Below are 19,762 nucleotides of genomic sequence, written 5' to 3' on the forward strand. Positions count from 1 at the left end.
TCATACCAGAGAAAGGGGTGGAAACATGAACAAGAATGAGCTCGTGTCCGCAGTGGCCGAGAAGGCCGGTATCACGAAGGCTGACGCTGCTTCCGCTGTCGACGCTGTTTTCGATACTGTCCAGGCCGAACTGAAGAAGGGCGGCGACATTCGCCTTGCTGGTTTCGGCAGCTTCACCGTTTCTCACCGTGCAGCCACCAAGGGCCGTAACCCGTCTACCGGCGCCGAGGTCGATATTCCTGCCCGCAACGTACCGAAGTTCACGCCCGGCAAGGGCCTGAAGGACTCGGTCAACAGCTAATTCGTTTCACCCGCTGCGAGGCTTTAGCCTTGCGGGGTGGACAAGATTGGGGCCCGCAAAAGCGGGCCCTTTTTTATGGGTGATTTCCGATCCGAAATCGCCATCCCGCATCGGGCCAGATGAACGCCGATGTGCTCATGCGATGCTCCAACCGGAGCTATCGGGCGCTGTCGATGATCTGGCCACCATCGGGCGTCAGACTTGAACCCGTGATGAATCTCGAATCGCTGCTGGCAAGGAACAGGACGACGGGTGCGACATCGTCTTCGGGTGAGCCGAAGCGGCCAAGGGCATTCGTTGGTGGAGGACTGTCGGGACTTGCGCCCCAAGTGTCGGCTACGGGCAGGAGGTTATTGACGGTGATATTGTCCGGACCCCATTCGCGGGCAGCGGATCTCGTGAGAGCGCGTATGGCCTCTTTGGCGAGGTTGTATGGCCCGTAAGGGGACATGCCGAGAATGCCTGCCAGAGACGCAAAGTTGATCACACGGCCTTCTCCGCTGGCTTTCAGGTATGGATAGCAGGCCTGCATGGTTCGCAGATATGCAATCGGGCCTATATCGAAGTTGCGTTGCAATTGTTCTACGGAGAGATCGAGGATCGAGGAGTGAACAACGGTCGGGTCGAATGCGACATTCACCAGAATATCGATCCCTCCGAATGTCCGCACCACCTTTGCCACTGCCTCGGCGATCTGCTCGCCGTAACTGAGGTCACAGACCACGCCGAGCGCGGTTCCTCCCTTGGATTGGATGTGAGCGACAACCGCATTCACGTTGGCTGGGGTGAGCGACAATACCGCGACCTTCGCGCCTTCCGCCGCAAAGAGTTCTGCCGTGGCACGTCCGATGCCCCTGCCGGCACCGGCGACGATAGCCACTTTTCCGGTTAGCTTTCCCATTCGATTTCCTTTCGGGTTCGGCAATTAGAGCGCCATCGCAAATGCGTATGGTGAGGGAATTTCGCGTCCCGCGTTCTGCGTGGCGAAGGAGGTTACGAGCAATGCCAGTCCGACTATAGCCGGCAGAGCGCCTACGGGTTTTCGAACGCCAATGTGAGCAAGTCCGGAAAGCAGGAGGTGAAACAACATGCCCGCATAGGCCAGATCGCTGATGGCGACGTTGAACCGCGATAGAATAGCGGCAACGGCGGCGAGCTTCACGAAAGTCAAAAGGTGGACGAGATAGCTTGGGTAGCCGAACCCGAGGATCGTTTGCCGTACCCACTCGGTTTTGACGACGTAGGTCACGGCGGAGGCCAGGTACAGCAGGACAAGCAAGGCCGTTGCGGCCCAGTAAACATAGAATTCAGACATGGGATATCCGTTGCCGCCGAATGGCTCCGGCAGCTTGCTCCGTTTCAAGATTTTCGATGTCCGGAATGGCGATCCGCCATTTCACCGGTCTGCAGATCGAAAATGTGATATTAAATGAATCTATACAAGTAGGATGAATTTGGCGTGGTAAGTATGGAAAACCAGACTAATGAACCAGGCATCAATATGCATGAGGAGATGCGCCGAGCGTTCACACTGCTCTCCGGAAAATGGAAGCTGGAAATCATGTGGCTTCTCAACCAGCGGATCTATCGCTTTAACGAGCTGCGCAAGGCCATCCCAGGCATCACGCAGCACATGTTGACCACGCAATTGCGGGAGCTGGAGGCTGATGGTCTCATCTCACGCACTGTCTTTGCCGAAGTTCCGCCTCGGGTGGAATATGAAATCACGGCGAAGGCAAGGGGGCTTGGACCCACCATGGAAGCCTTGACCGTGTGGTGGAGCGAATATGGGCGAAGCATACCCGAAAGGACGACAACTCGCGGCCGAAAACAAACCTCGAAAAAATAGATGCCTGCTCCAAACCGCGGAGCCGGCGTCGGATGACTGCTTGAGGTGCGAGGCAGCGCCACGACCACAGCTTCGGCTGATGAGCTTTGCTACCGAAGTGCAGAGTTAGAGCAGCGTCCGGCCGCCATTGACCGCGAGTTTCTGGCCGGTGATGAAATCTGCCTTGTTCGAGGCGAGGAAGACGACGGCATCGGCGATATCTTCCGGCCTGCCAAAATGGGCAAGCGGCGTCTGCGCGAGATAGCCGTCCTTGACCTGCTGCGACGCTTCTGCATGACGCTCGACCGGGATCCAGCCGGGAGCAATGAGATTGACGGTAATGCCTTCCGGCGCGAGCTCCCTTGCCCAGGAGCGCGTCATCGAGAGCATAGCGCCCTTGGCAGCGGCATAATTGCCGAAATTAGGATTGCCGAGTTCCGCGACTTCGGAGCCGATATTGATAACGCGGCCGGATTTGCGCGCCCGCCAATCGGGGAGCACGGCTTGGAGCAGCTCCAGAGGCGCCTTGACGAAGAACTCGAGCTGATCGAGATAGGTCCGCCAGGATTGCTCCATGAGCGGCATTTCCGGCTGAGGGCCGGTCGCATTGTTGACGATGAGATCCACCGGCCCGAGCGACGCCTTGATCTTTTCCAGACCGTCCGCAAGCTGGTCCTTGTCAATCACGCTGAATTTTGCGGCATAAGCCTGCCCATCACGCTGCCGGATGGTCTCGACAACCCTCTCGGCGCCCTGCGTGTCATTCGCATAATTGACGGCGACGGCCCAGCCGGCCTCGGCAAGCTGCACCGCGATCACCGCACCTAAGCCGCGAGAGGCACCCGTTACCAGCGCTACTTTCATGACATTCCTCCTTGGAGCCTGTCCGCCCCTTTCCTCAATGGCGTCAAGCTTGGGCAACAGCTATTGATGCTGTCTCCGCACCTACGGAACAATATGCCCATGGCGGCCGAAAGCACGTTCCGGCTACCCATTTCAGATATGGACGTTACCAGCGATGATGAACGTGCGGTGCAATCAGGCGCTCGTAGATTTCGCGCGTTGCCGCCATGACATCGGCCGAAAGCGGAGCGAGATCGGCCGCGGCGGCATTGGCCTTCGCTTGCTCGGCATTGCGCGCACCCGGAATGACGACGGTGACGGCGTCATTCATCAGGATCCAGCGGAGTGCAAAGGCAGCCATGCTGGCGCCGGCCGGAACCAGCTTTCGCACTTCTTCCACAGCCTGCAGACCAACTTCGAACGGCACGCCCGCAAAGGTTTCGCCGACATCGAAGGCCTCGCCGTGACGGTTGAAGTTGCGGTGGTCGTCGCTGGCAAATTGCGTATCGCGGGTGATCTTGCCGGATAGCAGGCCGGAGGCCAGCGGTACGCGGGCGATGACAGCCACGTTCTTGCGCCTGGCTTCCTTGAAAAACAGATGGTCGGGCCGCTGACGGAAGATATTGTAGATGATCTGAATGCTGACGACGCCCGGATATTCGATGGCCTTCAGCGCTTCTTCGACCTTTTCGACGCTGACACCGTATCCCTTGATCTTGCCGGCCTTCTGCAATTCGTCGAGACCGGCAAGAACTTCCGGCCTATAGAGGACTTCGGTCGGCGGGCAGTGAAGCTGCACGAGATCAAGGCTCTCGACGCCGAGGTTCTTCAGGCTGCGATCGATGAAGCCTTCGAGATTGGCCTTGGTATAGCCGCCGGCCACATGCGGGCTCAGACGGCGGCCAGCCTTCGTCGCCACCATAGGGCGCGCGCCGCCGCGTGCCTTCAAGACATCGGCAATGATCTTTTCCGAGCGGCCGTCGCCATAGACATCGGCTGTATCGATGAAGGTCATGCCGGCATCGAGGGCGGCGTTCAACGCTGCGCGGCCGTCGGTCTCGCTGACATCGCCCCATGCGCCGCCGATCTGCCAGGCCCCGAAGCCGACATCCGTCACGATAAAGGGCGTCCGTCCAAAGGCATGATGTCTCATGAAAAGTCTCCTCTCTTTTATTCGTAAGATGATAGCGCAGTAGCAGCCGTCCGACAGGGCCACAAGCGCACATTGGCGATCGAGGATCGCAATCGCGTGACTGAGAAACATGGCAGGCGCTGGCCGGCTTACGAAACCGTTGGATGAACCCGCCGGTGCGGTATTCACAGCGCCTTCGTTTCCTTAAAAGGGGAGATCGGATTTCTGACTATTATCGGAGCTCATGCCCTCTTTCAGCTTCATTCATGCCGCCGATCTGCATCTTGGCAGTCCGTTTCAGGGGCTGGCCTTGAAGGATGCCGCCGTTGCGGCAGTCTTCGTCGAAGCGAGCCGCAAGGCCTTCTCGACCCTTGTGGGCTTGGCGATCGAAAAGCGCGTCGATTTCTTCGTCATTGCCGGCGATGTCTATGACGGCGACTGGAAGGACAACAAGATCGGCCTGTTCTTCAATCGCGAAATGGCCCGGCTGGAACGGGCGGGCATTCCGGTCTACCTGCTGCGCGGCAATCACGATGCGGCGAGCGTCATCACCAAGACCATCACTCTGCCACCAAACGTCCATGAGTTCCCGACCGGCAAGCCGGGCAGTGTCAGGCTGGAGGCGCTGAAGGTGGCGCTGCATGGCCAGGGCTTTGCCGAGCGCTCCGCCAACGACAATCTGGCGATTGCCTATCCGGCACCCGTCTCCGGCTGGTTCAACATTGGCATTCTCCATACCTCGCTGACCGGCCGCGAGCCGCATGCGCCCTATGCGCCGTGTTCCGTCGATGACCTGCGTTCGCGCGGCTATGACTACTGGGCGCTCGGCCATGTGCACGACTTTGAAGTGGTGGCGCAGGACCCGCTCGTCATTTTTCCCGGCAATCTGCAGGGCCGCAACATCCGCGAGCGCGGAGCCAAGGGCGCGGTGCTGGTGACAGTCGAAGACGGGCGGATCGATCATGAGCGTCTGATCGTCGATGACGCGCGCTTTGCGCAGATCGATATCGTGGTTGGACCGGAGGACGATCAGGCGGCGATCCTGCGCCATGTGGAGCAGGCGGTGCAGCCGATTGCCGATGAGATGGCGGGTCGCATGACCGCGCTGCGTGTGCGGCTTTCCGGCGTAACGCCGCTGCAGGGTGCGATCGCTGCCAGCCGCCAGCAATGGCGCGACGAGGTGGAAGCCGCCTGTCATCGCGTGCATGAGGATATCTGGCTGGAAAAGCTCGAGCTGCGGCTGGAACCGCCGCCGGAGAGAGCAGCGGACACGGACGGCGCGCTCGATCTGCGCCAGCTACTAGCAGACCATGCCGGCGATACCGATATTGCGGCGGAAGCGGCCCGGTTAATCGACGAGATCGCCGTGCGCCTGCCGGGTGGCCTCGGCGCGACGGAGCAGCCGTTGGACGATAGCATGGATGCCCTCATCGAAGAGGCGCGGCAACTGCTGCTGGCGCGCGGGCAGGGGGCAGGCTGATGCGCTTCACCCGGCTCGATATTCTCCGCTACGGCGCGCTGACCGATCGATCGATCGATTTTCGCCCCGATGCACGGCTGCATGTGATCTATGGTCCGAACGAAGCGGGTAAATCCTCGGCTTTAAGCGCGATCTCAGATCTTCTCTTCGGTTTCCCGGCCGCTGCCGAGCAAAGCTTCCTGCATGAGCCGAATACCCTGCGGATCGGCGCCGATCTCAGCGCGCGCGATGGCGCAAGGCTGAGTTTTCGCCGCCGCCGTGGCCGCAAGGGGACGCTGCTCGCGCCCGATGACAAGGAGACGGCGCTTGCCGACGATGCGCTTGCGCCCTTCCTCGGCAATCTGAGCCGCGATGTCTTCGAGCGCGCCTTCGGCCTCGACTCCCAACGGCTGCGGCAGGGCGCGACTGCCATGCTGCGCAGCGGCGGCGAGATCGGCAGCCTGCTGTTTTCTGCAGCTTCCGGGCTTACCGGTCTGTCGCGCCTGCGCCAGTCGCTGGAAGCGGAGGCCGATGGTATCTATGCGGCCAGGCGCTCGAAGGATCGCGGCTTCTACCAGGCTCTCGACCGCTATGAGGATGCTCGCAAGGCCGAGCGGGACAACGAGCTGAAATCCGGCGACTGGAAGAAGCTTCTTGCCGAGGCGTCCGAATTGGAAGCGGAGCTGGAGCGCCTACAGGCGGAGCGCCGCGGCACACGTGAGGCGCTGGATCGGCTGAAGCGGCTGAAGACCCTGCAGCCGTTGCTTGCCGAGATCGATGCGGAAACCCTTGCACTCGACGGTCTTTCCGATCTCGCGGCCATACCGAACGGTTTCGCCGACCAGCTTGAACAGAAGCTGCACGATAAACAGGCGAGCGAAGAGGAACTGCGCCGTGCTCAACAAGCCGTTGTGCGTGCCGAGGAAGATCTCGCGCGTGTTCACGTCGATGAAGCGCTGCTGCAGATGTCAGGCGATATCACCCAGCTCTTTGCTGATACCGGCAACTACCGCGCCCAGAGGCACGATCTGCCAGGTGTTGATCGAGAATTGGCGGATTTCGAATTGAAGTTCACCCAGCTTGCCCGCCGTCTCGGTCTTGCGGAGGCTGAGTTGGAACGGCAGCAGCCGAGTGACATCGACCGCGCGCGCCTGTCCGAACTGGTGGACGAAGGCCGGCAGCTCGCGCAGCAGATGCAGTCGCTTGCCGAGCAAGCTGAGAGCGAGCGCAGGCAGCTTACCGCTCTGGAGAGGGACAGCCTTAACGGACGACTGATCGATCCGAGACCTTATATTGACCAGCTTGAGGCTTTGGGCAGTGATCTCTCCTCCTTGGCTCGCCTTGATGGGCTGGAAACCCAGATACGCCGCATCGAGGCCGATCTTCACGAGGCGGCCGGACGGCTGCAGCCACCGATCGGTGACATCGACGTATTGTTTTCTGTGCCGCTTCCGGAAGCGATGGAGATTACGGCACATCGGGATGCGATCGACGCCGCTCGATCGAAGGTGCGCGATGCCACCAGCAAGCTGCAGACCTATGACGAGCAGCTGGCGGAAATAGCACGAATCCTCGCGGATGCTGAGCGCACCGGGCCGGTTGTTACGCGCGAACAGATCGTCGCCGCGCGCGCGAGCCGCGATGCGCAATGGTCCTCCATCCGGCGGAAATGGACCGAGGGCGCAGCTCCGGAAGCTAAGGCGCTTGCCGCATTGACTGTTGAGGTGGCTGAGGCCGATCGTTTGGCCGATGCCGCGCTGAGCGATGCGGATCGTGTCGCACGTCACGCCGACTATCGTTTGCGGCAGGCGCGTCTGCTGCGGGAGCGGGAGGAGGCTTCTGGACAGCTGAGGAGCTGCGAGAAATCGCTGAAGGATGCACAGGCAGCCTTCGCAGCCCTTTTTGAGCCTTGCGGCGTCGATGCCCTCGATCCATCGACGATGCTGGAATGGCGCCGCGGAGTGGAGCTGCTGCGACGCGAGCGCAAGGCTTTGCGGGATTTAGTCGATCAACGGGATGAGAATGCACTGGCGGAAGGTCGAGTCTTGCCGGCTCTGCAGGATATCGTCGAGGCGACCGGCTACAAGAGCGGCCGCCTTCCGCCTTCCGCGATTGCGGAAGGCTTGCGCAAGCATCTGCGCCTTCTTTCGGAGCGCTGGAGCGAAAGCCGCACGCGGGAAGGCGAGATCGGGGCCGCGCGTGACCGGCTGGCTCGCTTCGAGGATCAGCAGCAGCTCTTGGAAAGTCAGCAGGTCGCTTGGCGCGCCGCCTTCGCCAAGGCCGTCGAACTGCTTCGGTTGCCGTCCGACACGACCCTGGAGATGGCGAATGTTGCCCTGAAGGCATGGCAGGAACTGCCCGATGTCCTAGCGGAGCGGGAGAACCGTCTGCGCCGGGTTAGCGGCATGCGCCGCGACATGGCCGATTTCGAGCGGCGGTTGGCGACGCTTGCCGCCAACAGCGGCTATGAGCTGGACCATCTGCCGCCGGATGCCGCCGCCGAGGCGCTGCATACCCGTGTCAACGCCATGCGCGGAGAGCTGAAAAAGCGCGACGGCCTCGAAGAGGAGCGGCAGCGCTGGCAGGGCATGGTAACACGCCAGGAGGCAGTGCTCGGCGCCGTTGCCGTCGAACTCGACCAGCTAACCGCGGATCTTCGCGGTGTCGACGATCTGCCCGCACTGCTCTCGCAGCTGCGCGAACGTGCGCGTCTCGCCGCGCGGCTTGCCGAAAGCCGCGATCGATTCCGCCAGCAGGCTGACGGCAAGGCCGAAGACGAGCTTCGCGCCGAGCTTGCCGGCTTTGAGCGGGTTGCAGCCGATCTTGAAATTGAGCGGTTGACCGAGGAAGATCAGCGGCAGTTCGCCATGCATGGCGAGCTTTCGGCCCGGCTGGCTGAGAACCGCCGTCAACGGCAAGCCCTGGAAACCGGCGTCAGCGCAGAATACGCAGTTTTCGAGAGGCTTGCGGCTGAGCAGGAGGCGAAGGACCTCGCGCGGCAATGGGTTGTCCTCAAGATCGCAGCGCGAATGCTGGCCGGCTCGATGGAAGCCTATCGCGAAAAGCAGGCCGATCCCGTCATCAGACGGGCGGGCGAGTTGTTCTCGCAGCTGACCGGCGGTCGTTTCTCCCGTCTTGTCGAAGCGCATGATGAAAGCGATACGCTGCAATTGCTGGCCGAGCGTGCGGCAGGTGAGCGTGTGCCGCTTGACGGCTTGAGCGAGGGAACCGGCGATCAGCTTTATCTCGCGCTGCGGCTGGCATTTCTCGAGGATTACTCCGCCCGCAACGAGCCTGCGCCGCTAATCGTCGACGATATCTTCCAGACGTTCGACGACGAGCGCGTCAGCGCCGGTCTGCAGGTGCTGGCTGCGACGGCCGATCGTTTCCAGACGATCCTGTTTACCCATGAGAAGAGCGTAGTGGAGATCGCCCAGAGCGAGATCGGCCGGGTTCTCGATCTGATTCAGCTTTGATGAGGAGCGGTCCCGGATCGGGCTATCGCTGTTCCAGCAAAAGTGCGAAGCGGTTTTGCGTCCGGAACTGCGTAAAAACAAGAACATAGAGCGTTTTCGCGATTCGAAGAAAAGCGGAAATGCTCTAAGACATCGACGGGATATGCAGGCGCGTGGGCACCACGATCTTGGGGTCTGATTTATCGCGGCCATAGGCCGGATTGAGCGCGCGATCGATGAAGCCCTGCGTCGCGTGCAGCCGGCGCAGGTTCTGCTTCTCCTGCTCGAAGCGCTTCTTTCGTTCGCCGGATTTGTCCGAGCCGCGCGACAGCGATTCATGGTGATAAAGGCAGGCAAAGGGTGTCCAAATGATGCGATAGCCGGCCTTATGCGCCCGCAGACAATAATCCACGTCATTATAGGCGACCGCGAAATTCTCTTCGTCGAAGAGACCGATGTTGCGAAGGCAGTCACCCGAGATCAGCATCACGGCGCCAGTCACGCAAGTCATCGTGTTGCGCACATGCAGCCGGTTCATCGGCCCACCGAACTCTTTCGGCTTGTTCAAATACCAGTGACCGGCAAGCCCGCCGAAGCCGATTACCACACCGGCATGCTGCATCTTGTCGTTCGAGAAGAGCAGTTTGGCGCCGACGATGCCGGTTCGGTCATAGGCAAGACAGGAAACCATCTCCTTCAGCCAGCCTGGTTCGATAACTTCGACGTCATTGTTGAGGATGAGGCAGTGCTCGCCCGTCGCAGCGTTCAGGCCGCGATTGACCGAACGTGAGAAATTGAAGGTTTCCCGATTGATGACGGCCGAAAAGCGAGGTTGGATTTTGCGATAATGCTCATAGAGATCGAGGACGGCCTGGTCAGCGGAGCCGTTGTCGACGACCAGGACTTCAAAATTGGGATAATCTGTTTTTTCGAAGAGATCGCCGAGAATGCGCGAGATCAGATCGAAATTGTCCTTGCTCGGAATGATAACAGAGATTTTCGGCCATTCGTGGGGCGCATCGAAGACGACCCTGTGCAAGGTCTTGGTGAGAGCGCCGTCAACAGAGACTGTCTGTCGCTGTCGTGCGAACCGTTCGGTCAGGGCCTTTCTCGCGTTGGCGGTTGCGGCATCCATGAATTGGCGTGAATAGGTCTTGCCGTTGCGGCGCCACCAGTAAGCGGGATAGGGCAGATGGAGAATGCTTTCTTCCGGGACGCCCTCCATGTAGCGCAGCAGCAGATCGTAATCCTGCGAGCCGTCGTAGCCGGTGCGGAGATAACCGATTTCCCGAAGGCGGCTGTGGCGATAGATGGAGAAATGGTTGATGTAATTGAGGCCCGTCAGCAGGACGGAATCATAGGCCGGTTTCAGCATGACGCCGGTTGGCCTCAGGGTGTCGTCGACCACAAGTTCGTCCGTATAGAGAAAATTGGCATCCGGATTTTGCTCGAGCGTATGCCGGATGAGCTTGAAGGCATGCGGTGCGATCACATCGTCATGATCCAGAAAGGCGATCCATTGCCCCTCTGCATGGGACAGGCCGGCATTGGTTGCGGCAGCGATGCCGCCGTTGCGCTCGTTCAGCACGAGGCGGACATTGTCCTTTGATTGCTGGCTCTGATACCACTGCCGCGTTTCCGGAGATGTCGAGCCATCATCGCTCAGGATGAGCTCTGCTCCTGTTTCCCCCTGTGTTTCGAAGGATTTGACGAGATCATCCAGATAGCGCGGCGGAGCATTATAGACTGGAACAACGACGCTGAGCCAGGTTCCCGCCGTCGCCGGTGTAGGTGCTGTCTCCAGTTCTGAGGCAAGCCTATAGCTCGCCTCGGCATATTGTATCGTCAGGCTAGGTGCGCGGCGCCCCAAGCGCAGCCTCGGCAATTTCAGCCAATACTGGGGCAGTCTGCCGAGATCGATACGTTTGGTTTGTCCCTCGCTTCGAAGAAGCGTTGCAATATATCTTTCGGCTGCTTTTTCGGATGCAAAAGCCCTGGCGGCAAACTTGAACGATGTCGGAAAACTGGCTGGATCGGCACGCAGGGCGCAGATCGAGCCAACCGAGCCGATATCCGCGGTGATGACGAAGCGGCTTCCTTCCGGGAGGGAAACCGTATCCTTCTCGCGAAAACCATAACCACGATTGATATAAAGTTTCGGATCTATGGGCTCGCTGGTCGCGGCCACATGGATGACGACCAGCTTCTTTCGCAAGGGTGAGAACCTGATCTCGAAAGCCGGATCATCCCCCAAGGATTTCCATTGGCCAAGATGGGCTCCAGCGGATATTTCCCGTTCAAGATCGGCGTTTGGTATGATTTTGAGTGTCATCGAAATATTGGTTTCATCCACATGCTGGAAGGAACATCGCCTGCCAAATTAAAGCTCTAGTCGGCACCGCTGAGAGGCTCAAAACGAATGCCGGGAAATGTCGGACTCGCGTGCTGCCGCATTTTCTCGATCGAGCAACGCGTAGCATCGCGGGCAGAAAGCCGGCGAGCGTGGTCGCTAACGAGCAGATCGATGGCAGCCATCCACTCTTCGGCGGTGTTGCCAATGTGAAGCTCGCCAGGGACGGCACATCGTTCGAAGGTGGGGCACCGGGAAAAGATGGCAGCCGCCTGAAGGCGGCTGATGTCGATCCGCTTGGTGTCGGAGCGGCTCGCATTTGTCTTTCCCGACAGGAGAGGCGCCAAAGCGATGTCGGCTTGGTGATGCGTTGTCTTGGCGAGATAGGCTGGCCAGGGCAATGGCGGGATGATGGTCATTTTCGCCGGGTCGATCCCCTGTTGGCTCCAGCGTCGGGCGAGGGAGCCGGCGGCAAAAACCTCAAAATGAAGGTTTCCGTGTTTTTCCATTGCGGCCTTGATGATCGGCATCAGGAACTCGTGTTCCCGGCGATGCACGCCGGTGGCATGATAGACCATCTTCAGCGGCTGGACGCTTTCATTCCGGCTATTGATTGCGATGTCAGGCGCATCCGCCGGAAGGGGACGCAGAATATCGATCCTATGGCTTTTCATCGCGAGTGCATTTGCCAGGGCATCGGTGGAGGTCCACACGTGAGTGAGCAGCCTGTTGATCCTTGGCAGCGGGCGGACCGCCAGTTTGATCAGCCTGAACTTATAGAGCCACCCTGCTTCGTTCCCGGTAACAACAGCCGGAATGTCGTCGTCGACGAAATAGGCCACTCCGGCAAGCGTGTCTCGCCGTTCCTCCAACCAGCGCAATTGCGGCGGCTTGATGTAGCGGCAGATGATGACGAAGAGCCCATCGCTATCGATAGCATCGAGCGGATCATCGAGGCCTTTCATGATGACTTCAATGTGGTCGAGTGTCTTGGCGCGCTCGTCGAGATAATAGCTGAAGCTCGGATTGGGGTTGCGTGATAAGATGAGCAGGCGCCTCGCGACGCGCTCGCCATCCTGCGGCGGTGCCCCGAAGGGTCGTGGTCTTGGAAGCAGTTGGTAGAGGATATCGCGTAAAACTTGCATAGGTTTCCGTGCGACACTACGCCAGACGATTTCGAAGATTGGCGAGAATGCCGAAAACAGCACCCCAGGCAAGGATCGTCACGCCCAAAATTCCGCCGATCCAGAGCGCCCGCTGCGGGTACTCCGCCTCGTCGGGCAGGCTGGGTGCCAGAAACGTGTCGAGGTAGAGCAGCTGCTGCTTGCTGACGAACTTGACCTGTTCGAGCGTCTTCATGCTCGTGGCAAATTGCTGCTCGGCAAGGCTCTGCTCCAATTCGCGCTGTGACATATCCACGGAAACATCCGCGAGATTCTGTTCTGATTTGTTCTGCCCGGCGACTTGGCTGTTCAGCTGATCGATCTGCTTCTGCCTGCTATCGATCTCGCGTTTCAACACGCGCATTTGCGGGGCATCGGCGGAGACCGTTCCAAGAAGCGCATCATATTTCTGCTGAAGATCTATTCTTTCCTTCTGAACGGACGAGATCAGGTTCGTGATAACGGTCGACGATCCCTCGACGCTGAGGACGCCGGTCTGGTTGCGCGCAATCAAAAGCTTGTCCCGCGCTTTCTGCAGTTGATCCTTTGCATTGTCCAGGTTCGCCTGAGCGGTCGCTATGACGTCCCGCCAGATGCGGGTGTTGACATCGTTGACCACGACTTCGGACGCCGCCACGACCTGATGTAACACCTTCTGGGCGTCGGCTGCCGTGAAAGCGCGCGCCTTGACCGTCACGATGCCGCTATTCGCATCGATCTTGACCGAGACCATGTCTTCCCAATAATCGAGCAGCTTTTCCGAACTCGCATCTTTTTTCAGGCGCGCGATCCGGTCGATCGAGTCGTTCCCATAGATCTTTTGAAAATCGACCTTTTCCTCAAGAGCCGCAACCATGTCCTTGCTCTTGATAAAATTGGTGACGATCAAGGTATTTTGCACGATCTGTGCCGGCGGCAGACCGGTCACCTTGGTAATCTGATTGCCCCCGAGCGCCGGCGTGGACGTTCGGACCGTAAAACGCGTTTCGGATTGATACTGATCGGATGCGACGCAGGTGAAGTAATAGACCGAAGCAATATTGGGGATGACAAGTAGCAGAACGGTCGATGCCAGGATGGCCTTGCTGATGACCTGCTGCATCGGGCGAGGCCGCAGGCCAACGGCCTTGAACAGCTGGCTTCGCCTCGATGTCGAGAAACGCAATTTCCGCGCTGCTACCGACAGATTCGCGGCCACATTGCGGCTATGCTCCGTCGCGCTGAGCTGAAGCGCTTTTGGCGCATTTTCGGTATCATGAGCCATATTTGGGCCTTGCCGTCGATCCCTGGTCTTCTAGCGGTTCAATCTATAATAGGATTCTATAGCCTGCTCTACCTTATCGAAGGCGATAAGTCTGCCGTCGACAAGTACCATCCCTCTGTCGCAATGCGTATTGATCATGCTCATGCTGTGCGAGATCATGATGATGTCGGAATTCTTGCGCCTGTTCTCGAATGCGATGCGGCAGCGTTCCTGGAAGCGTGCATCGCCAACAGCAAGAACCTCGTCCACCAGATAGCACTCGAACTCGATCGCCATCGAGAGGCCGAATGCCAATCGTGCGCCCATGCCCGAGGAGTAGGTGCGCACGGGTGCATCGATATAATCGCCGAGTTCGGCGAATTCTTCGACAAAGCGGGAAACACGCCTCACGTCCTCGCCATAGGCGCGCGCGACGAAATGAACATTGGCTCGCCCCGTCATGAAAGGATTGAAGCCGCTGCTCAAGCCCAGAGGCCAAGACACCCGTACATCCTTGCTGATCCTGCCGGAGTTCGGCAGCATGGTGCCCGCGATCATGCGCATCGTCGTCGATTTCCCGGCGCCGTTCACGCCGAGCAAGCCATAGGAATAGCCGGACTCGAACTCGCAGCTCACCCGATCGAGAATGACCTTCTTGCCGCTTTGCGTCTTGAAGAATTTCGAGACGTTCTTGAAGCTGATCATTCTGCTTCTCCCCTCATATCCGGTGATCCTCTACGGATGCCCAGATAAGGGAAAGCGTCGCCCAGGTGACAACAAGCGCAAGCAATATGATCAATGGCGTACTGACACGACGCGGAAATATCGACTCGTCCGGCAGCACGGGTTTAACGAAGACGGCAAGATATAGTGTCTTTCGAAGAGCTTCGGCAAGCACGGCGTCATAATTCTTCTGCGAGCTTTCATAGAGTTTTTCCGCGATCATGCGATCGGTTTCCAGCCTGGAATACTCCAGCAAGGATTTTGCAAGGCTTGCATTCTCAGGCCCCGTCAGCGCCGATTTCATCTTCTCGATCTGCGCATCGAGGCTCTCTTTGGCGAGATTGAGCTGCTGATAGGTCGGAGAATTCTGGGCGTTGGATTGCCGCATGACGAAGAGGCGCGTTTCGAATTCAAGCTTCTGGGCCAGCAGACCCGTTAGAATCGCGCCGCTGTTCTTGGCCTGTGTCTGGGGGCTGAGAAGGCCGGATGCATTTTGAAACTGATTGAGGGCGATCAAGGTATCGCCATAGGCTTTGCCGCTCTTCTGGACATCGGCCTTCATGCTCTGCACGATGTCGTTGCGCGCTCTTTCCGAAAGCTCGTTGATGAGCTTTTCGCTCTCTTCGATGATGGCATCCGCAAGCTTGACGGAATCGTCCGGGGAGAAGGTTCTGACCTTCAGCGTTATGATGCCGGAAGTCACATCGATATAGGCGGTGACGTGATCGTTCCAGTATTTCAGAAACTCTTCGTCGGATCGGGATGAACCAAATCGCGACAGGAAATCCGCATTCTGCCGGATAAACATGGAGCGATAGTCGATCTTCTTTCCGATTCGATTGAGAATTTCGGTGGAGTGAATGAAGCTGGTGACGACATAGGCATCTTGTGACGCTGAGCGCATGTTGAGAGCGCTGGTGGCTCCGCCGGGATCACTGGCGTCGCTGGTATCGCCTGTTCCCGACACGGCCCGCACGGCGAAACGCGCTTCCGCTACATATTGATCCGAAGCAATGAAGGCATAATAGACCGAGCTTGCCAGGAAAGGCAGGATGACGAGCAGGATAAAGCCGATAAGCCTCAGGGGCGGCTTGCCCCCCGACTGTGTTTCGGGCTCGTTGCCATCATGCACCGATACATATTCGATCTCCTCGAGATCGGTGCGCGCACGCTGCGCCGGCAGCCTGCGCCGAAACAGCGAAGGCAGGATTTGCCGGCTCGCTTTTACCCGCGGAGAGTCCTGAACTATCGCGTCTTCAATAACTGGCTTTTGCATGTCAGCTTGCAATCGTTTCTGGCAATTGAGGCGCGGTCGGTTTCATCGCCTGACGCACATAGTGATCGAAAATCAAATCTTCTTCGAGCATGAGCTCCGCAATATGCAATGAACGCAACCGTGCCGCAACGTCCTCGAGGGTGCTGTGTCTGGGTGGCAACGGAAAATCACCAACCGAAATCCCGATGAGCTCGCTGACCGCCTGCTGAAAATAAAGGCTGTCCGTATCGAAACCAACAACGGCAAAACGTGAGAGAAGGTCGATCGCAGTGGCGACATCGCTGCGCGTCACTGTCTGTTCCGGTATGGTCGTGGCCAATTGCCGGGTGACCGGGGATACCAGAACGTTTCTGACGCTCTGAGAAGCCTTCTTCAGAGCTGCCTTGAGAGAGGCTTCGTTTTCAAGGCTTACCTCGGCAAAATGCTCCGCAGCAGGCGCCAAGATGATCTTGTCGCGATCGCCGAAGAAGGAAATCTGGGTTTTCGCCATTCGTTTTATAAGGAATATTCGCAGGGCAAGTTCGTAATAGGGATCGGTCAGCAGAACGATGGCCTTGAATCCCTTGTCGAGGAATTCTTCATAATTGCGCATCAGCAGCCGGCCGCTAAGATAGATCGACTGGATGGCGTTCAAATGAAAGGCCTGAAGGGTCGTTTCGTGACCGAAGCGCTCGACGGAGGAAAGCTCATATTGAAAGTTGCGGCCACAATAGTAGTCGAATTTGACCATTGGCAGCAGCTGCGTCTCGAGCCTTACAATCTTTAACGGAATCGTGCTCGATACCTGCGGCCGGCGGTAGATCAGCAGCCCCGACTTGGCGTCATGGATCATCAGCGATGTGCGCTCAGCCAGATCGGGAATGGTCGTCGTGTCGAGCTTGAACCCGACATGGCCATCTTCGTGCCGTCCTGAATCTATGACCGCCTGTTTGACTTGGTCGCACGGCAGGATCATCAGATCGCCGTCGGCGTCCGAGACTCTGATTTGCGGTTTTTCGGAAAAGCCATCGGGGATCAGGTAACCCTCGATAACATTGCCATGATCGTATTCGAGGTTAAAAAGCACGGATTTTCTCCGGCGCTTCTATCCGTTGGGGACAGGACCGAAATTGGCGATGGAGCGGCGTCATTCTCTTCTGCATGGCTTCACATCTATCAAAATGCCTGTCGATATCGCAAATGTCAGCCCCTGGCATTCGGAGTCGTCAGGCGCCGCTGGACGTTTTCCGGGCCAGCAGCGAGAAGCTGGGCCCCCCAGGATGACTGAGATGTTCATCCCGGATGATAACATCATCAAAGCCGAACGCGTGCAGCAGCTTCAATATATCGTCCCTGTGCATCCAGAAGTGCCGATCCTTCATGCCGCCGCAGAAGGACGCGTTGGCATTGGCGTGGTGATAGCTGCGCTCGTAATAGCGCACCTCGATGCCATCGATTAGCTTCGTCTCAATCTTGCCGCTGAAGGGCAGCCACCGCACGTCGCCCTCCGGCATCGCGTCCTCCAGAACGAAGTGAGTCCAGATGAAAACCGCGTTGACCCGCTTTGCCAGCAAGCGAAGAAATTCGCCTGGGTCGGCCATATGGTAAAGAACCCCCGATGCGAGTGCGAAGTCGTAAATCTCTTCGCCTTCCGTAAGCCACGCCTGGATGTCGCCGAGCATGAAAGAGGCGGCATCGATGTTGAGGATCTGCTTGGTAACCAGGCATCTTAGAAAGCAGAGGCGGTTTGCCTCGATGGCGTCGATCCGCGCCGGCCGGTGGCGGTTCAGCATGTGGGTATGCATTCCCTCAAGCGGGCCGATCTCGAGAACTCGCCTGCCTTCGATCGATCCGAAAGTCTGCAATGCCCAATCGATGCGGTCATCCGCAAAGAGGGGCAGGGTGCCGGCATTGAGACCGAACTCCGGCGGAAATGCACAATTCCATCCCTGGAGGGCGCTGATAGCATTTTGATGAGCCGGTTTGCCCTGCTCGTACTGATCGAATATTTCGAGGGGACTTTTCGAGGCTTTCTTTTGTGAACGCTTTGAAAAACCAAGCATTAATACGCACCCTTTATTTTCATCGGCATCCCGCCGAGCTGGAGAGTTACGGGATCGTTCCGCTGTCGTACCACAGCTCCCAAGCCGTTTCTCGCCCCGAAGTATATTTTTGCGGCAATTTGCAAGCGACGATAGGCAATCAAAGATTGTCGGAATGTCTCGCTGACGGCAGAAACTTAGCAAGCTCCGATTGTTGTGGTTCGTCGTCTTCTGCGTGAGTTGCGGGTCTGAACTCGGTTCTTTTATAGGCAAGATGCATCCTATGGAAAGCGGCATAAATGCGATTCAGCGAAACTTCAACGTTATCGATGAGGTGACCCCTCTGCTAATGCCGTTGCTTAACGGGTCCTGTTTGCTTTTCAGAAAATTTTAATTTTAAATCTTCAAAAATACTCGCCAAAATTGCTTCAAGTCTCCTTGGCCCTTATAAATCGGAGCTGGTTGAGCGATTCTTGAGGGCCGGGTGTGTTCATATGAGCGCATCTGATTTTTTTGGTTGCATTTCCGCTATTTGGGCTTGTTGACGCGTGCCCGTTATGCTTTTCAAGGCGTCGATAGATTTGATGCATTCCATGTCGATGTATGCCATCAGGTAATCACGGCAGCTAATTGTTTGAGGTTTTCAATTGTTTCGTATTGGCGCCGTGATTTGTTGCGTGGTTCTTGCGGGGTGCAATTCCGTCTCAAGCGAAGGTCCTTTGGCTGGCGCCATTGTAAAGGACGCCGGGCAATCCAGCGTCGAACTGGGTCGCAGAAATGCTGCGGTGTTCGATATCGTTGACATCGACAGCCGCAGTGCGCGTCTGGTTTCCGATTATGTTTCATCCACACTCAATCGCCGTTTTGGCATGGGTGGTGGTGTCGGCGCCGTCGTTATCGGTGTCGGCGATGCACTGAAGATCACGATTTTCGAAGCTGGCGCCGATGGCCTGTTTTCAACGGCGCAATCAAAGCAGGTATCGCTCGATGTCGTCGTGCAGCCGGATGGCGCGGCGGCAATTCCTTATGCCGGCTCGGTTCGATTTGCGGGCAAGACGCTTGATCAGGCTCGCAAGGCAATCCTTGCGGCGCTGGCGACCAAGGCCGTCGAGCCTGATGTTATCGTAACGAGCATGGGCACGCCGTCGCGTACCGTCACGGTTTCGGGCGCCGTTGGCCGTCCTTCCATGGTTCCGCTCGATCTGACCAAGGAAAAGATTACCGAAGTCATCGCCAAGGCCGGTGGGCCTTCAACGCAACCTTATGAAACCTATGTAACGCTGGTTCGCGGCAGCCGGACGGGAACGGTTCTGCTGAAGTCCATCATTGAGCATCCGTCGGAAGATATCTATGTCCAGCCGGGCGATCAGATCTTCCTCGTCCGGGATCCGAGGACCTTCACTCTGCTTGGATCTGTTCGCGGAGATGGTCGCCTCGAATTTGGAGCAAACGATCTGAACCTGCTCGAGGCTGTTGCGCTGGGTCACGGCGCGATCGACGATTCGAGCAATGCGAAAGGCTTCTTCCTGTTCCGCTACGAGGAGCCTGAAATCGCCAAAGCCCTGCTCGGTCCTGCTCGCTTCGACGGTTTGCTGCGTAAGGGAATGGTTCCGGATGCCAAGGGACGCTATCCGATCGTCTATCGCTTCGACATGTCCAATCCCGACAGCCTGATCGTAGGGCAGACTTTCCCGGTAAAAAGCCGCGACGTCATCTATGTATCGCGTCATCCTTCCGTCGACATCAGGAAGTTCTTGAATCTTATCGGCACGCCGCTTGGCATCGCATCCCAGGGAGCGGCAACGGCGGCAAATCTGGGGCAATAGTTGCAAGAAACGGAACGACGGCGGCTTGACTTAACCTATTCGTTGATCGATGCCGACATCTGTATGATTTTGACGGATCGTGCCTTGTCGATAACGGAAATTCATCGCGAACTGATTTAGAGAAAGAACTGCAACCACGCAA

16 protein-coding genes are annotated in these 19,762 nt (G+C 57.9%); 5 read left to right on the plus strand and 11 right to left on the minus strand.

The features are described 5' to 3' along the window. The first annotated feature begins 25 nt into the window (after nt 1-25). Complete coding sequence (gene hupB / locus FHX05_RS13790; protein ID WP_015339480.1) at nt 26-301, plus strand: DNA-binding protein HupB; 276 nt, start codon at nt 26-28, stop codon at nt 299-301. Nucleotides 302-458: 157 nt separating this feature from the next. Here the strand turns inward: hupB and FHX05_RS13795 are convergent, their stop codons facing one another. Together FHX05_RS13795 and FHX05_RS13800 are read right to left on the minus strand one after the other, a co-directional pair. Then, nucleotides 459-1,202, minus strand: a complete 744-nt coding sequence (locus FHX05_RS13795) for an SDR family oxidoreductase (protein ID WP_183872248.1) — start codon at nt 1,200-1,202, stop codon at nt 459-461. 24 nt (nt 1,203-1,226) lie between these two features. Continuing rightward, a complete protein-coding gene (locus FHX05_RS13800; RefSeq protein WP_183710381.1) occupies nt 1,227-1,616 on the minus strand; it encodes a DoxX family protein in 390 nt (129 codons plus the stop codon). 153 nt (nt 1,617-1,769) lie between these two features. On the opposite strand from FHX05_RS13800, the gene FHX05_RS13805 reads away from it, so the two are divergent. Continuing rightward, entirely contained in the window at nt 1,770-2,150 is a 381-nt protein-coding gene (locus tag FHX05_RS13805; RefSeq protein ID WP_183872460.1) for a helix-turn-helix domain-containing protein, read from the plus strand. A gap of 105 nt (nt 2,151-2,255) precedes the next feature. Here the strand turns inward: FHX05_RS13805 and FHX05_RS13810 are convergent, their stop codons facing one another. Continuing rightward, nucleotides 2,256-2,993, minus strand: a complete 738-nt coding sequence (locus FHX05_RS13810) for an SDR family oxidoreductase (RefSeq protein ID WP_183872250.1) — start codon at nt 2,991-2,993, stop codon at nt 2,256-2,258. Between the two features lie 145 nt (nt 2,994-3,138). Further along, on the minus strand, nt 3,139-4,125 hold the full coding sequence (locus tag FHX05_RS13815; protein ID WP_183872252.1) for an aldo/keto reductase: 987 nt from the start codon (nt 4,123-4,125) through the stop codon (nt 3,139-3,141). Nucleotides 4,126-4,348: 223 nt separating this feature from the next. Here FHX05_RS13815 and FHX05_RS13820 point away from each other — a divergent pair, with 223 nt between their 5' ends. Together FHX05_RS13820 and FHX05_RS13825 are read left to right on the plus strand one after the other, a co-directional pair. Next, nucleotides 4,349-5,584 carry a DNA repair exonuclease gene (locus FHX05_RS13820; RefSeq protein ID WP_183872254.1) on the plus strand — a complete coding sequence of 412 codons (1,236 nt, stop codon included), beginning with the start codon at nt 4,349-4,351 and terminating at the stop codon, nt 5,582-5,584. Next, on the plus strand, nt 5,584-9,039 hold the full coding sequence (locus FHX05_RS13825; protein WP_183872255.1) for a YhaN family protein: 3,456 nt from the start codon (nt 5,584-5,586) through the stop codon (nt 9,037-9,039). Before FHX05_RS13820 ends, FHX05_RS13825 begins: the two co-directional genes overlap by 1 nt. 124 nt (nt 9,040-9,163) lie before the next feature. Here FHX05_RS13825 and FHX05_RS13830 read toward each other — a convergent pair whose 3' ends face one another. The 7 genes from FHX05_RS13830 to FHX05_RS13860 all read right to left on the minus strand — a co-directional run bounded on the left by FHX05_RS13830 (nt 9,164) and on the right by FHX05_RS13860 (nt 18,067). Beyond that, on the minus strand, nt 9,164-11,233 hold the full coding sequence (locus FHX05_RS13830) for a glycosyltransferase family 2 protein (protein WP_246698910.1): 2,070 nt from the start codon (nt 11,231-11,233) through the stop codon (nt 9,164-9,166). Between the two features lie 173 nt (nt 11,234-11,406). Further along, on the minus strand, nt 11,407-12,513 hold the full coding sequence (locus FHX05_RS13835) for a hypothetical protein (protein WP_183872259.1): 1,107 nt from the start codon (nt 12,511-12,513) through the stop codon (nt 11,407-11,409). A gap of 16 nt (nt 12,514-12,529) precedes the next feature. Further along, nucleotides 12,530-13,795 (minus strand): capsule biosynthesis protein, encoded by a 1,266-nt coding sequence (locus FHX05_RS13840; RefSeq protein WP_112607177.1) that lies wholly within the window; start codon nt 13,793-13,795, stop codon nt 12,530-12,532. A 30-nt stretch (nt 13,796-13,825) separates the two neighbouring features. Continuing rightward, nucleotides 13,826-14,479, minus strand: a complete 654-nt coding sequence (locus FHX05_RS13845) for an ABC transporter ATP-binding protein (RefSeq protein WP_183872261.1) — start codon at nt 14,477-14,479, stop codon at nt 13,826-13,828. Nucleotides 14,480-14,492: 13 nt separating this feature from the next. After that, the gene (locus FHX05_RS13850) at nt 14,493-15,773 is read right to left on the minus strand and encodes a capsule biosynthesis protein (RefSeq protein WP_183872263.1); all 1,281 of its coding nucleotides are present in this window, start codon (nt 15,771-15,773) and stop codon (nt 14,493-14,495) included. Between the two features lies 1 nt (nt 15,774). Continuing rightward, complete coding sequence (locus FHX05_RS13855; RefSeq protein WP_183872265.1) at nt 15,775-16,839, minus strand: hypothetical protein; 1,065 nt, start codon at nt 16,837-16,839, stop codon at nt 15,775-15,777. Nucleotides 16,840-16,978: 139 nt separating this feature from the next. Further along, on the minus strand, nt 16,979-18,067 hold the full coding sequence (locus tag FHX05_RS13860; protein WP_246698911.1) for a class I SAM-dependent methyltransferase: 1,089 nt from the start codon (nt 18,065-18,067) through the stop codon (nt 16,979-16,981). A gap of 374 nt (nt 18,068-18,441) precedes the next feature. Between FHX05_RS13860 and FHX05_RS13865 the strand changes: the two genes are divergently transcribed. Then, nucleotides 18,442-19,620 carry a polysaccharide biosynthesis/export family protein gene (locus FHX05_RS13865; RefSeq protein ID WP_183872267.1) on the plus strand — a complete coding sequence of 393 codons (1,179 nt, stop codon included), beginning with the start codon at nt 18,442-18,444 and terminating at the stop codon, nt 19,618-19,620. Nucleotides 19,621-19,762 lie beyond the last annotated feature (142 nt).

It is taken from the genome of Rhizobium sp. BK491 (genome assembly GCF_014194925.1).
GTDB lineage: Bacteria > Pseudomonadota > Alphaproteobacteria > Rhizobiales > Rhizobiaceae > Rhizobium.